Annotated in this window: 17 protein-coding genes; 3 read left to right on the top strand and 14 right to left on the bottom strand. The window is 37.2% G+C overall.

Annotated elements, in window-relative coordinates:
- Positions 1-4 precede the first annotated feature (4 nt).
- Positions 5-793: a DUF4249 domain-containing protein gene (locus tag JKG64_RS13120; RefSeq protein WP_210354760.1), complete on the top strand. Its 789-nt coding sequence runs from the start codon at positions 5-7 to the stop codon at positions 791-793.
- Between the two features lie 60 nt (positions 794-853).
- Here the strand turns inward: JKG64_RS13120 and JKG64_RS13115 are convergent, their stop codons facing one another.
- The 4 genes from JKG64_RS13115 to JKG64_RS13100 all read right to left on the bottom strand — a co-directional run bounded on the left by JKG64_RS13115 (position 854) and on the right by JKG64_RS13100 (position 3571).
- On the bottom strand, positions 854-1582 hold the full coding sequence (locus JKG64_RS13115; protein WP_210354759.1) for a LytR/AlgR family response regulator transcription factor: 729 nt from the start codon (positions 1580-1582) through the stop codon (positions 854-856).
- A gap of 5 nt (positions 1583-1587) precedes the next feature.
- Positions 1588-2670 carry a sensor histidine kinase gene (locus JKG64_RS13110; protein ID WP_210354758.1) on the bottom strand — a complete coding sequence of 361 codons (1083 nt, stop codon included), beginning with the start codon at positions 2668-2670 and terminating at the stop codon, positions 1588-1590.
- 73 nt (positions 2671-2743) lie between these two features.
- Positions 2744-3193 carry a VOC family protein gene (locus JKG64_RS13105; RefSeq protein ID WP_210354757.1) on the bottom strand — a complete coding sequence of 150 codons (450 nt, stop codon included), beginning with the start codon at positions 3191-3193 and terminating at the stop codon, positions 2744-2746.
- Positions 3194-3370: 177 nt separating this feature from the next.
- Positions 3371-3571 carry a hypothetical protein gene (locus JKG64_RS13100; RefSeq protein ID WP_210354756.1) on the bottom strand — a complete coding sequence of 67 codons (201 nt, stop codon included), beginning with the start codon at positions 3569-3571 and terminating at the stop codon, positions 3371-3373.
- A 276-nt stretch (positions 3572-3847) separates the two neighbouring features.
- Here JKG64_RS13100 and JKG64_RS13095 point away from each other — a divergent pair, with 276 nt between their 5' ends.
- Complete coding sequence (locus JKG64_RS13095; protein WP_246512594.1) at positions 3848-4627, top strand: alpha/beta hydrolase; 780 nt, start codon at positions 3848-3850, stop codon at positions 4625-4627.
- A gap of 71 nt (positions 4628-4698) precedes the next feature.
- On the opposite strand, the gene JKG64_RS13090 is transcribed toward JKG64_RS13095, so the two are convergent.
- Positions 4699-4974, bottom strand: coding sequence for a hypothetical protein (locus JKG64_RS13090; RefSeq protein WP_210354754.1), 276 nt, complete (start codon positions 4972-4974; stop codon positions 4699-4701).
- Between the two features lie 126 nt (positions 4975-5100).
- On the opposite strand from JKG64_RS13090, the gene JKG64_RS13085 reads away from it, so the two are divergent.
- A complete protein-coding gene (locus JKG64_RS13085; RefSeq protein WP_210354753.1) occupies positions 5101-6150 on the top strand; it encodes a saccharopine dehydrogenase NADP-binding domain-containing protein in 1050 nt (349 codons plus the stop codon).
- A 10-nt stretch (positions 6151-6160) separates the two neighbouring features.
- On the opposite strand, the gene JKG64_RS13080 is transcribed toward JKG64_RS13085, so the two are convergent.
- The 9 genes from JKG64_RS13080 to JKG64_RS13040 all read right to left on the bottom strand — a co-directional run bounded on the left by JKG64_RS13080 (position 6161) and on the right by JKG64_RS13040 (position 13239).
- Positions 6161-6658: a GNAT family N-acetyltransferase gene (locus JKG64_RS13080; RefSeq protein ID WP_210354752.1), complete on the bottom strand. Its 498-nt coding sequence runs from the start codon at positions 6656-6658 to the stop codon at positions 6161-6163.
- Between the two features lie 58 nt (positions 6659-6716).
- Positions 6717-7427, bottom strand: a complete 711-nt coding sequence (locus tag JKG64_RS13075) for an FAD-binding oxidoreductase (RefSeq protein ID WP_210354751.1) — start codon at positions 7425-7427, stop codon at positions 6717-6719.
- 78 nt (positions 7428-7505) lie between these two features.
- The gene (locus JKG64_RS13070) at positions 7506-8360 is read right to left on the bottom strand and encodes a helix-turn-helix domain-containing protein (RefSeq protein WP_210354750.1); all 855 of its coding nucleotides are present in this window, start codon (positions 8358-8360) and stop codon (positions 7506-7508) included.
- A gap of 315 nt (positions 8361-8675) precedes the next feature.
- The gene (locus tag JKG64_RS13065) at positions 8676-9827 is read right to left on the bottom strand and encodes an AAA family ATPase (RefSeq protein ID WP_246512593.1); all 1152 of its coding nucleotides are present in this window, start codon (positions 9825-9827) and stop codon (positions 8676-8678) included.
- Positions 9785-10483: an RNA ligase family protein gene (locus JKG64_RS13060; RefSeq protein WP_210354749.1), complete on the bottom strand. Its 699-nt coding sequence runs from the start codon at positions 10481-10483 to the stop codon at positions 9785-9787. Before JKG64_RS13060 ends, JKG64_RS13065 begins: the two co-directional genes overlap by 43 nt.
- A 721-nt stretch (positions 10484-11204) precedes the next feature.
- A complete protein-coding gene (locus JKG64_RS13055; protein WP_021070574.1) occupies positions 11205-11492 on the bottom strand; it encodes a hypothetical protein in 288 nt (95 codons plus the stop codon).
- Positions 11493-11500: 8 nt separating this feature from the next.
- Complete coding sequence (locus tag JKG64_RS13050) at positions 11501-12040, bottom strand: GNAT family N-acetyltransferase (RefSeq protein ID WP_210354748.1); 540 nt, start codon at positions 12038-12040, stop codon at positions 11501-11503.
- A gap of 97 nt (positions 12041-12137) precedes the next feature.
- The gene (locus JKG64_RS13045; RefSeq protein WP_210354747.1) at positions 12138-12686 is read right to left on the bottom strand and encodes a chromate transporter; all 549 of its coding nucleotides are present in this window, start codon (positions 12684-12686) and stop codon (positions 12138-12140) included.
- Positions 12687-12690: 4 nt separating this feature from the next.
- Positions 12691-13239 (bottom strand): chromate transporter, encoded by a 549-nt coding sequence (locus JKG64_RS13040; RefSeq protein ID WP_210354746.1) that lies wholly within the window; start codon positions 13237-13239, stop codon positions 12691-12693.
- Positions 13240-13332: the final 93 nt, after the last annotated feature.

The following is a 13332-nucleotide window of genomic DNA, read 5'->3' as shown; positions in this document are numbered from 1 at the left end:
ATACATGAAAAAACATATGTACTACGCTATCACCCTTTCTATACTAACACTCTTTACAGCCTGCGAAAAAATAATTGAAGTCAAAGTAAATGATGCTGTTGGGAAATTAGTTATAGAAGGTAAAATCAACAACCAGGATTCCTTACAGGAGATCCGTCTGAGTAGAAATGTTCCCCTAACAACTACTGGTACTTCAACCCCAGTAAGTAAGGCACTGGTAGTCGTACGGGATGACGCGCAACAGGAATACCTCTTTAGAGAGAGTGATAACGGAATATACACAGCTCTAGGGTTCATAGGCAGTCCCAACAGCAACTACACGATGGAAGTACGTGTAGATGAGCAGATGTACACAGCCACTTCAAAAATGCCGGAAATAGTACTATTAGACTCGATAGCGGTTGAAAAAACCAGCTTTGGTAATAAGGAAAGATATAAAGTTAAGGTATTCTATAAAGATCCCGCTGACCAAAGAAACAGTTATAGATTTATAGCCTTTGTAAACAATAAACAAACAGGCGATATGCTTGTAGCCAACGATGATTTTAATGATGGAAACAAGGTTAATCTTTCAATTCTCCTTGACGAAGATATTGCTATCAAAACAGGAGACAACCTTTCAATAGAAATGCAATGTATAGATAACAATCTGCACAACTATTGGTATACCCTGATGCAGCAATCAAACCGAGGCAACATCACACCTAGCAATCCTCCGTCTAATATAAAACCCACCGCATTAGGCTATTTCAGTGCATACACAACTAGTAGCAAAAGTTTAATAGTCGACTAAGCTTCGCTGAATGAGCAAACAGTGGACACTATACTGCGTTACATGACTGAAATACAAAAGCTAACGATTGATAGTATGCTTTTCAATACGTGCCAAAAAAGCATCTTTAAAGCTCGCCCCTAAAGGAATCTCTTTCCCTGCGACTGTCACCCATTGACTGTCGACACTTTCAATATTATTCAAGTTGACCACAAAAGATTTATTAACACGAACAAAATCTTTTGTGGGCAACTGACTGAAAAACGTTTTGATATTCATAGCCACCATCAGCCGTTTGTCAACGGTATGAATCATCACGTAATCTTTCATTGCCTCAATATATTGGATGGTATGAAGTTCTAAACGAAATAATTTTCGATCAGCTTTAACAAAGATATGATCAGATTCGCCCGTTTCTTTCTTCTCCATCATTCGATTTTGAAAATAGCTCACCGCTCTATCTAAAGATTTTCTCAGGCGTTCTTCAGAAATAGGCTTCAATAAATAGTCTAAGGCATTGAGTTCATAACTTGCCAGAGCGTAATCTGCGTAAGCAGTAGTAAAAATAATCTGAACCTGAGGAGATACCAGTTTAGCAAAGTCTAAACCGCTCTCTTCAGACAGATGAATATCCAAAAAAATGAGATCAAGTTTTTGCTGTTCCATTACCAGTCTCGCATCTTCTGTATTACTATACATTCCAATACAATCTAGATAATCATACGCCCCGAGCAACTTAACCAAGCCCCGACGTGCCAAAGGTTCATCTTCTATTACAATATATTTTATACTAAGCCTATCTATACTCATTTCGTTTATACCATCGGAATACTTAAAAATACGCTAAAAACCTCTTCGCTTTCTTCCACTTGGAGGTTATAGGCATCTGGATAAATAATATCTAATCGCTGACTTATGTTATTTAATCCCAACCCACCATAATCTTCGGGATTAGACTTTCTTTTCTTACTATTCATGCACGTAAAATACAGCTGTTGGTTTTCATACCTAAATTTTATTTCTACGTGAAAACCATTTTCCATCGCATAATGTGCTCCATGCTTAATGACATTCTCGATAAATGGAATAAACAAAAAATGCGGAACCTCAAAGTCTGCTAATCCATCCGATACGTTAAAATCAATAAAAAAGCTATCTCGACGTATCTCCTCCATAAAGAGAATGTTCTTCAAGACCTGTATTTCATCAGCCAACGGAACAGACTCTCCTTTAGAGAGATAGAGCTGACTACGAAGAATATCACTTAATTTTAACAATACGGTAGAGGCTAATTTTGGATTCTCATCAATCAGGAAATTGATATTGTTTATTGTATTGAACAAAAAATGGGGATTAATCTGACTCTTAAGCTGTTCCAACTGTACTAGCAGTGTATTGTTTTCTAACTCCTTAAATCGAAGTAGGTTGACAATCCACATTTTAAATAACTTAAGGCTACTGACTGCTGCAATAAAAACTATCAGTAAGATAATCAGAACGACATAATCTCCCCAATCCAAGTGACTGTTATCCCCTTTATCAATAAAAGGCAAGTCTAATCGTTCTAATATCAATAACATCAAAAATATAACCGAACAGAAGGCTAAGATACTGCCGGCATAAGCTATAAACCTATTCCTTAATAACAGCTTAGGAATAAATATATAATGATTTGCATAAAACAGAGACAGAAGTATAAGAGTAGATATTAACTTAGTAACGAGAATCCAGTTTTCCTTTTCTTTATCCTGTTCTACCGGTGAAGAGGACGGTAGAAAATGGATTAAGACAATCGCTCCAATAATCAGTAAATGTCGAACCCAACGATATTTCTTATCAACAACAAAATTTAAGAATCTACTATCCTCGTGCCTCAATATTGACTGTATACTTTCCATTAAATGAACAAACTAAGGAAACATGTAATACACAAAGATACATTATCAAAGAAGATAATAATTAAAAAAGGACTCAGGAAGTATAGGCCAACCACTCTTCATAAGGAATAACGCCCAACTCAGGTCTGCCCGCCCCTTCTAGAATAGCAATAAATTCCAGTGAATTTCCATCTTCATCATCAAAATAAATAGCCAAAGCAGGCATCCAAGCAAATACCATGGGCGTATCCGAGTTATCTTTTAAAAAATTATAAGGCTTCAGTCCTCTATCTTTTAGATATGTACTCGAAAAATTCAGTATGTCTTCTTTAGAGGCATTAAAAGCAAAATGCCTTGTCTGCAAATTTTCTTTCACCTCCCACAACCCTAACATCTGTTGTTTATTATCTCCTATCCAAAGAAAAACAATAGGTCTAGTATCATCTCTATGGGCAAATTTCAATCCCAAAACACGTGTATAGAACTCAACTGCTCTGTCCAGATTACGCACTTGGATATGCGTTTCATATAAGCCTTTAATCATATTATTTTTTATTTCGGGGCGAATTCCCCCTTGACACACCAATATTTAACCCTACAAATATCAGCACACCATAGATTAAAAACAATTTTTAAGGATAGATACTTTCTGAAGCCCACAAAGGAACCGATCACCAGAAATCAAATGTGTATCAACAATCGGAATTTTTCCGGCCTGTCGTTAGCGAATGTGATACCCAAACCAGAACCAATCCTTTATATCGATAGTACAACCTTTTTTGGGAACGAATTCGATATAAGAATTATCACCGTCTAAGTTTGATTTGACATCACATTTCATAGCGATACCGATACCATAGCTACTGGTTGCTATAGCATCTATTATATCTTCAATCAAATGTTGTTGAGCAGTAATTCGCATATATGGCTTTTCTGTCAAATTTAAGAGAATCGTGTTCGTTAACAATACGGGAAACCATATTCCAAAATAGAAAACAGAATCTCTTCTTAAATTTATCTGCTCTTTTTACATTATATTTGGCCCTGTGTTAATAAAGCTATATCGGACTATCCAATCAAATATAGCGCTATATCTATTTTATTCAGTATACAGATTATGTCAGTCAAACAAGCACTTATTCTTTTAACAACTCTTCTTTACACAAGTCTATGTCTTTGCCAAAGTAAAAGCGCTCCCTTGATCATCGGTAAATCTGAACTTTTAGAATCTAAAATACTAAATGAAAAAAGGACGCTGAACATATACCTTCCAGAAGAATATAACGCCCAGGACACTGTAAAATATCCGGTCATTTATGTATTGGATGGAGGAAAAGAAGAAGATTGGCTGCATGTAGCTGGGACCGTACATTTCAACACCCAACCTTGGATAGCCCGTTTTCCGCGTTCAATAGTAGTTGGCATAGAAGGTAATACAAGGCGTAGAGATTTCACTTTTGCTGTGGAGAACACCGACTTTATAGAGAAAGAGGGATTTCAAAAATCAAGTTTCCCCCACTATGGTGGTTCTGGCAAATTTATAGACTTTATCCAAGAAGAGTTACAACCCTATATAAACCAATCGTACAAGACTACGACTAAAAACACAATCATTGGAGAGTCTTTGGCTGGACTTCTGACTACAGAAATTCTTCTGAATCGTCCCTACCTATTTAACGATTATATTATTGTTAGCCCTAGCCTTTGGTGGGGAGAACAGCTACTCCTAAAGAATGCAGAACAGCTTCTAAAGCAAAATCTAAAAAAGAAAGTTAATGTTTATTTAGGTGTTCCTAACAGAGAAGAAGACACCAAAATGTATTTGGAAGCCGAAAGCTTATATAACATCCTTAGAAACAACAAGGACACGAATATCGTGTTTGATTATATCCCTGACGAAACACACGCGACCGTAATCCATCAAGCAGTTTACAATGCTTTCAAAAAACTATATCCGAAAACAACATACGATCAATAATCTCTTAATCGTTCCTATTCCAACAAAAAATCAGGATTTCGATCAGTATTGCCATTACCTCGACGGGATACTTAACCTATGTTTTGTTTTTTAGAGTTATCCCAACAATTAGCACAAACAATTTTAAAATCACAGTCGACAAACCACTGCTCTTGCTCCTCCTCACTTTCAGCGGTTCGCCAACGGTCCTCACAAGCACTACACCAAGCATCTGGTCGTCCTAGGTCTCCTTCGTCATGCTCATAGAAACCCAATGCTATGGAGTTGTTATTAGCTGCTAAATGCACACATAGTAGACCAAATGGTTGCACACCATGTTGGGGACATTCAACGACCTTAGTTTCCATATCAATACACGAATAATAAATTAAAACAATGAAACAAATATATCACTAAGATATAATGAATCGTAAAAATGATGTAACAAGTTTTAATGATTCGGTTCATAATTTTGTACGCTAAGGAAATAACTAATGGAACAAAATATACTTATCATAGGAGGCTATGGAGCCGTTGGTAGTCAAATAGCCTCTTATCTAGCGCCATTATATCCCCATCGAATAATTATTGCCGGAAGGGATTTTGATAAAGCGAGGAAAAAGGCCCAGGAGCTAACCTATGATGTCATCCCCCAGGCCTTTGACCTAAATCATTTTCAGGATGAGTCCATTTTGGATAATGTAAAACTAGTCATTGTGTGTCTTGACAGTAATGATACCCGATTAGTAGAAGCATGTATCCGTCGAAGAATAATATACTTGGATATTTCGGCACGATATGAAACACTGAAACAAATAGAGGCTTTGGAAAACCTAGCCTTATTCCATAAATCTACCGTTATATTAAGTGCAGGGCTCGCGCCTGGATTGACAAACCTTTTAGCACAACAAGCCTACAACGAACTTCCTCTGACTCGATCCATCGATATTTTCATCCTATTGGGCTTAGGCGAAAAACACGGTGAACAAGCATACAGATGGACATTTAACCACATAGATCATCACTATAAAGTGGGAAACGTTCCAATTAAAAGCTTTACCTTGCCCCTCAAAACGGACTTATCAGGTCTTCGAAATTTCTATACTTTTGATTTTTCGGATCAACACGTATTGTCAACACTATTACCTAATGTTATTGTAAGAACTCGTATGAGTTTTGACCTCAACTGGTTTACGAAATTAACAGCCTTGCTCCGAAAGCTAGGTTTTACACGTATATTCAGAAACGAAAAAGTGCAGAATATAGCCATTAATGCATTCAATAACTATTCTATCGGAACAGATTTATTCGGAGCAAAAGTTATCGCTAGAAATCAAAACAAGGAGACAAAAGAATATACATTTATCGGAAATAACGAAGGCAAAGTAACAGCTGCATTTACGACTGAGGTAGCACTCCTACTACTAACAACAGCGAACCTACCTTATGGTGTATTACATAGTCAAACCCTTATCCATGATATTTTCCGATTCATTGAAAAAGTTCAATCCTATGATAACAGCTTCCGCTTTTCTAAACACTAAGCGATAGATACTATCCTTTTTGCAAATCCTTAAACATAATATAGGTATCCACTAAGCCCAACTCTTGATGTCGAAAGCCCTTGGGTGTCGTACCGATAATCTCGAAACCAAACTTCTGCCAGAGGCTAACTGCCCCCAGGTTTGTGCTTACCACCATATTAAACTGTATCCCTAAATATCCTTTCTCACGGGCAAAATCGATCGAGTGTTCACAAAGCCGCTTTCCTGTTCCTTGTCCATGATATTTCGGGTTTACCATATAGCTACAATTGGCTATATGATTGCCTAGATCAATTTGGTTAGGTTTTATAATATAAGTGCCTAACATTCGACCCTCCGAGTCTTCGGCAACGAAAGTATTCATGTAGTCCGCAAACCAATGCTTGTCCAAACTATCTTTTGTAGTATTGGGATCAAAAACATATGTATCAGCTGTAGAAATCACCTGACTGAAAATATCCCATACGTTATCGTAATCCTTTTGCTTATCTGCTTTCCTAATAATCATCGTAGCCTTTTTGATAACAAGATAAGTTTTTTTTTCGTTCGTTAAATTAAAAAGATCATTATAGTCCGTTTTTTCCTTCAAGCCAAAAACCGTGAGCTTTTACTTTAGATGGCATATGCATTTTCACTGCTTTTCTAAAAGCCTGGACAGACTTCACATTTCCTGTCAGAACAAAGTATTTCCATGTTTCATATTTAAGCACATCTATAGCGGCTATACTTTCAGGATCCCTAAATATCTCTCCTTTTGGAAATACCAGGCTATGATTTATTCCCAAAACCTGAGGAACATTTCTATTTTCTTCATCCAGTTCAAATATAAATTGAATCTGCTGCCCATGTTCCCGTACCACAGGAAGAAAAGAAATTGCAAGAGCCAAAGAAGTCTCATCACCAAAGAACACCAAATTTTCTACCAAGTGATTATGATATTTCTGATCTGTTCGTGGTTTATTTAAATAAATCTCATCCCCCCTCTGCAAACCATCCATATATTTGCTGCCTGGACCCTGACCATGCAAATAAACAATTAAATCAAGTGTACTATTCTCTCGATTAATAGATGAAATAGTATATCGGCGGGCTTCCGTATCACTGATACGAATATCAAAAAATGCTCCTACTGGAACGTGAAGCTCATCAAAAAGCCCCGTCAACTTAATTAACTTTACTGATGGCGATAAATATTCAGTTCTGACCACCTCTGTGCCAGGCAGTTTTGACATAAACAAATCAAGGGTATCAAATAACCATTTGGGTGCTGTAGGCATAATCTTATATTTTTTTGTAAAACCAAAGAACGCTACAATTGGCAAACACAGAAAGGATGAAAAAGAGTAATAATAGGACTATTCGCGGTTTCCATTCCGAAATCCAATCGCAGTCACTCCGGTAGATTTCTTGAACACCCTAGAAAAATAGGCATAATCATCATACCCGAGCGCTAGAGATATTTCCTTTATTGACTTTTCAGAGTGATAGAGCAGGCGCTTAGCCTCTAAGATGATTCTTTGTTGGATATGATAGCTAACAGAAAAACCAGTTTCATTTTTCACACATTCGTTGAGATAAGCAATAGAGATGTTAAGCTTTTGAGCGTATTGAGCAGGTCGCTTAATTGTCCAAAAATATTCTTCTAAAGACGAGAAAAAGGCTTTGGTTACCCTTTCAAAACGCGATAATAAATCTAAAGACTTAGATTCTCTTAGATATCGAGATATAATTAACCCCACCACTGCATTACAAGAATCCTTTAACATCGTCAAATAAAGCGTATGTTTCTTCTGATTGAAAAAATTTACACACAGGTCAAAAGCTTGCTTAAGCACGGATAAATCCGTAGTATCTATTGTCAACGGCTTTAAGGGAGTAAGATACTGTAACATTGCGAGGTAATTCGCATTTATATTATCAGAGTATATTGCCAACATGTATACATTAGCATCCTCGGCCTTCAATGCCCGATGTACTTGTCCGGGAGACTGATACATTATACCAGGCTCAGAGTTTACATAAGCTTCAAAATCAACTTCGGCATGAATAGTCCCTTTTTCCTGTAAAACAAAAATATGATAATCATGCCTGTGTGAAATATTCAATCCTTTATCATTTTCGAAAAAATCTGAGGAAATACGTTCGACAACAATCCTTTGGAAACACTCCTCAGGTAAGGATCTAACGGGTATGTTCTTTTTTCTTATCATAGCTCTTACTGCTTTCAGATAAGACAAAGGTAGGTATTTAAACAGCAGGCGCGCGCTTTATTAAGAACAATTCTAAACAAAAAAAAACCTCTAACCTCAGCCTGCACACAGCTTTGCCTATCCAGGCTACTCAAAAAGCAATAGCTCAATGGTTGTCACGAACAAAAACAGTGCGTCTCAAAAGAAAACACTGGGAGTCTCTCCTATTATACAATAAGAACCAGATCTATCTCTGGTTCTTATCGCAAATTTCCATTCAATCTTGGTGAAAAATATATGGATGAGTAATCTCTTATTAAAATAATTCTATACCCTTTAATAGACTTCATAATGAACCTCATGGGCTTCCGTCAGTTGGGGTACCTCCAGATTATGTAACATCTTATCCAATACCATATCGGGCAAAGGATAGGCTCGATTCTTATTCTGCATCCTCCAAATGTGATAAGGCTTCTCAATATAAAACAATTTCACATAAGCCTGATAATCGACAAACAAATCAATAAGTTGCTTTCTCATCAATGCGGTGATATTGGTTGCATTCCATATAAATCCCTGCCCTGCTCGAAGATATTTTTTTGCCATTTCCTTTGCTTCCTGTACTACCCAACCGTTCCGTTTCTTATCCGTTGGGTCAATGCGATATTTTCTACGTATATCATCCAGACTGATAACAGGCAGATCCTTATCCAACTTCGAAATGTAATAATCCTTCCCCATTCCGGGTAGCCCTGACAATAGGATGACCTCCGATTTAAAACGATCAAAGGGGACATAATCCACATAACTATCTAAGGCATTAAAGTAGGTAAAACGCGCATTAGGAGTCTTAAAACTAGGTGCAGATTGCCAACAACCGATTTCTTTAGTATACAGTTCAAACATCTCCAACGCATACATTAATGCATCCATATCCTGACAGATTCGGCCTTTAGCATCAGCTTTGGCTAAGATTTTCAAGTGGCTCAAATCCAATTGTAGAGAGGCTTCCAAAGCACTTTTCATAGGATCAGGTTTATCCATCAGCCATAAAGGAAGTCCGTGATAACGTACTAGTGACACAATTTTCTCCCGGATATTAAATGGCGTATCAACATCTCTAAACAAAATTTTACGTGTAGTCTGAGCGCCTTTGCGCGCATGACTAGGCGAACTCACCCGCCCCGCCGCATCAATTAATGTCGTAGACCGCTTCTCAATATCATGCATTAACGCTGATGTCCAAAGCACTTCTTTTTGTTGCTCATTTAAATACTGAAAATCAGCGTTTTTCAACAGACTATCTATGACCATCTGCGTATGCACAGCCACATTTCCTTCAGCATGATGCAAAGGGTCCTGAGGTACATACTGCATATCATCAACCCAAGAGAATTTCTTTTCTAAAATCTCCCACTCCTTGCTTTCTGTCAATTTCCAAGTCATTACAGATCCCCCCTTTCCCAAATCAGCGGCGTTCTTCTCCATGATCTCGTCCAATGTTCATCCGTCTGCACGTGCCCCTTTCTCACATATTTAAAAACATGATGCGGAAACTCAGCCACAGAATAAGCATTCACATTTCTACATACCAACCCCTCGGAAGTACATACTTCTCCTGTCTTTGGGTCGATAGACCCAAACGTCGAAACCTGAGCGGCCAATTTCTCCACATCTGACCAAAGCTGATGCGTACTTAACTCCTTTACGCTCGTCTTTTTCAATACAGGGACCATAGGCAAGTCGAACAACTCGGCATAGAAGCATACCTCCTCCCAGGAAAGCCACATATCTTTTATACGTGCGGCAAACACATAATAATAATGCTCTAGCTTAGTATATTCAATCGAGTGTACAGCATATAGATTCTCACCAAAAAACTCCAAATCCCCTAAGTCGTTTTTAAGACTAGCCCAGTGCTCGCGTAGTTGTGCTGTCCAAGGTGAAATTGTTGGAGCCGCATGGGATCTTGCAAACACTCCTCGTTTGGAGAGGCAATTATTTTCTCCATCCAACTTTTCGGTATACAACAACTCCGAAAAGCACTGTATATCTTCCCAATAATTATGATTAAAACGATCGTCACTGCTTGTCCCCGGTGAAAAAGGGAAATGGTAGGTACGACCATATTTTGTTGATTCCATTTTATAAAATTCAAAGTATAACATACATCTATCAAACCACAAGAATAGCAGCTGTCGAAATCTCTTCCAAACAACTAACTCTCTTTCCGAATATTGACAACGTATTACATGACTTTTATTTTTATTCTTTTCAACTTTAATGATCGATGAGGCAAAAGTAAAAAATTAGGAGACAATCACAAAACCGTTTTTACCATTTAAAAATAACTAGAGCCGAAAACATCATACGGATTATCAAATTATTATGCTTTTGTAAAGCCCTTCAAAATTGGTTTTCTATTTCCTAACTTCATCCAAGAGTTGCTTGGGAACACAAAGCTGACATCCTAAAAAACAAGCTTATGGCTCATAAAATAAACAATTCTAAGAAAAAAGCGTTCTTATAAGTAAAGGACTCCTTAACAACGTGTTTTAGTGCATTGCGTTAAGAAGTCAATAATAGTTCAAATGCCCGAAATTAATTTTCTATGCACAGCTAATATTTAAAATTATGCTACAAATCAAGCCTTTTGTAATACTGCTATTTACCTATTTCGCAATTTACTTCCTTGTTATGCTTTTCATATCCAGCTATATCCTTCCTGTAGGAAAGGTTGAGTTTGTAATACATGCTCTGTTAGCGACCTGCCTTACAGGAGTATTCTCCTTTCGAAGGTTTATCACAAACGAATAGCCAAAGAAATTAGCATCATCAGCCAATCCGCTATCTGGAACAGCTTCTCTAGAGATTATTATCCACGTATGCTGAATATACCCCTGTAGCACTTTCATACATTATATTCTCTAAAAATCGCTCGAAATATCCCAATGACTCGGAGTCAGATCTTAAAATCTGCTCTTTTAGAATGAGCCATTCTGATAAAAAGTAAGGCGTCTGGTGATAAAAATCATGGTTCTTAATCACCTCATCAACCTTATCATAAACCATTACTAAATCCAATTGATTATCATTCTGAGCTACTTTAGTCTGTATTTCTTTAAGAAAAGGATAAAGTTCTTTTTTTTCCATTGGCTCTATTATATCGTATTTTTACTCCAGCTACTTTTGGTGATTTCATAAACGTAGTTAATCTTCGGAACATCACCATAATATCCGACTTCCACCTCATCCACTTTTTCTGCACCAAGACGTACCACAGCAATTTGTGACCTTAGGTTTCCCGAACCGACGTGCAGGATAACTTTAGAAACAAATTGAAAAAGGTAATCCAACATCAGCTTTTTTACACCTTTATTAATACCTGTACCCCAATAGGGCACACCGTAAAAGGTATAACCAACAAAGATACTATTATTAGATTCGTCAAAGTCATACACCCTTGTACTTCCTACCACCCCGCCCGTTTTTTTATCAATAATCTTGAAAGCTCCTTTACTCTGCATTGCTCCTTCGAAAAACACTTCAAAGACATCTCTTTTCCAACGATCTTTGCTAGGGTGCTGACTCCATATTTCTGGATCAGAGGCTACGTTATACAAATCTTCAAAATCTCCTTCCTGTAGCGGTAATAGAATAACTTGATCGTTCTCAAGAGTAGGTTGGGTATTAAATCTCATATATCTATTTCTTTGAGTAAACTAAATTAGCTAAATATAGAAAGTCAAAACATAAATCGCGCCGTTTATAGTCCAAAATAACACAAATATACTCCAATCAATATATAACAAGTCCAACAAGTGCTGCCCCTAACAGTATAAGAATGGGATGAACTTTAAATTTGACCGAACACACTATAGCTGTAATAAATAGAATAGGACTCATATAGTCAATAAAATTATCTTCATTGGTGAGCGAGAGAGCTGCTAAAGCAATTAACGCAAGACTGATAGGTCGGATACCATCCATCGCTGACGAAAAATACCTATTAGATCTAAATTTCAAGAAGAAATAAGATATCACTGATATCATGGCAAAAGAAGGTAAGCATAAAGCAATGGTCGTCATCGCAGCTCCCAACATAGCTATCGGATGGGTATATCCTGCATGTATCAAAGCACTGTAGCCAGCATAGGTTGCTGTATTAATACCAATAGGTCCTGGAGTAAGCTGCGAAATCGCAACGAGGTCGGTAAATTCCTGCTTAGTCATCCAACTATTTCGATCGACAACTTCTTCCTGAATCAGGGATAGCATAGCATAACCTCCACCGAATCCAAAAAAGCCTATCTTTGTAAATACCCAAAAGAGCTTATAAAATATCATTTAACTAATCCTTTGACAAGTTTTTCCGAGCGGTTTTAAACTTGTGATAACCAATTCCACCGAAACATCCCAGAACTATAATCCAAATAGGAGAAAGATTAAAGAAAAACATAAGTACCAAAGCTATTATAGGAATTAGCAAAGTTTTAAAAGTCATCTTACTGGCTTTAAAAGCTGTATAACAGGGAGCTGCAATAAGTCCGACAACCACCGGCCGTAGAGCCTTAAAAATTTTAACAACATAGGGGTTATCCTGTATTTTACCAAAAAACACAGCTAGCAGAATAATAATAAAAAATGGTGCTAATATAGTTCCTAATGCGGCTAAAAGGCCACCCCGTACACCACAAATTTTATAACCGACCAAAGCAGCAATATTGGTTGCAAAAACACCGGGAAGAGATTCTGTAATAGCGAGTAACTCGTAAAATTCTGTTCGATCAAGCCATCCCTGACTAACGATTTCTTTTTCTATTAATGGGATAACTGCATAGCCACCTCCAATAGTGAATAGACCAATCTTTGTAAATTGATAGAAGAGTTTAAAATGCATGAAATATAAGGGCTTTTAAAGACAATCTCGCCACTCTTATAGCGTTGTAAACATATGAATTACATACCTATAAATATACGAAAAAATCCTCAA

Origin of the sequence: Sphingobacterium tabacisoli (genome assembly GCF_017908035.1) — a bacterium.
GTDB lineage: Bacteria > Bacteroidota > Bacteroidia > Sphingobacteriales > Sphingobacteriaceae > Sphingobacterium > Sphingobacterium tabacisoli.
The sequence above is the reverse complement of the archived record's forward strand: the minus strand, read 5'-3'. Positions and strand labels throughout refer to the sequence as shown.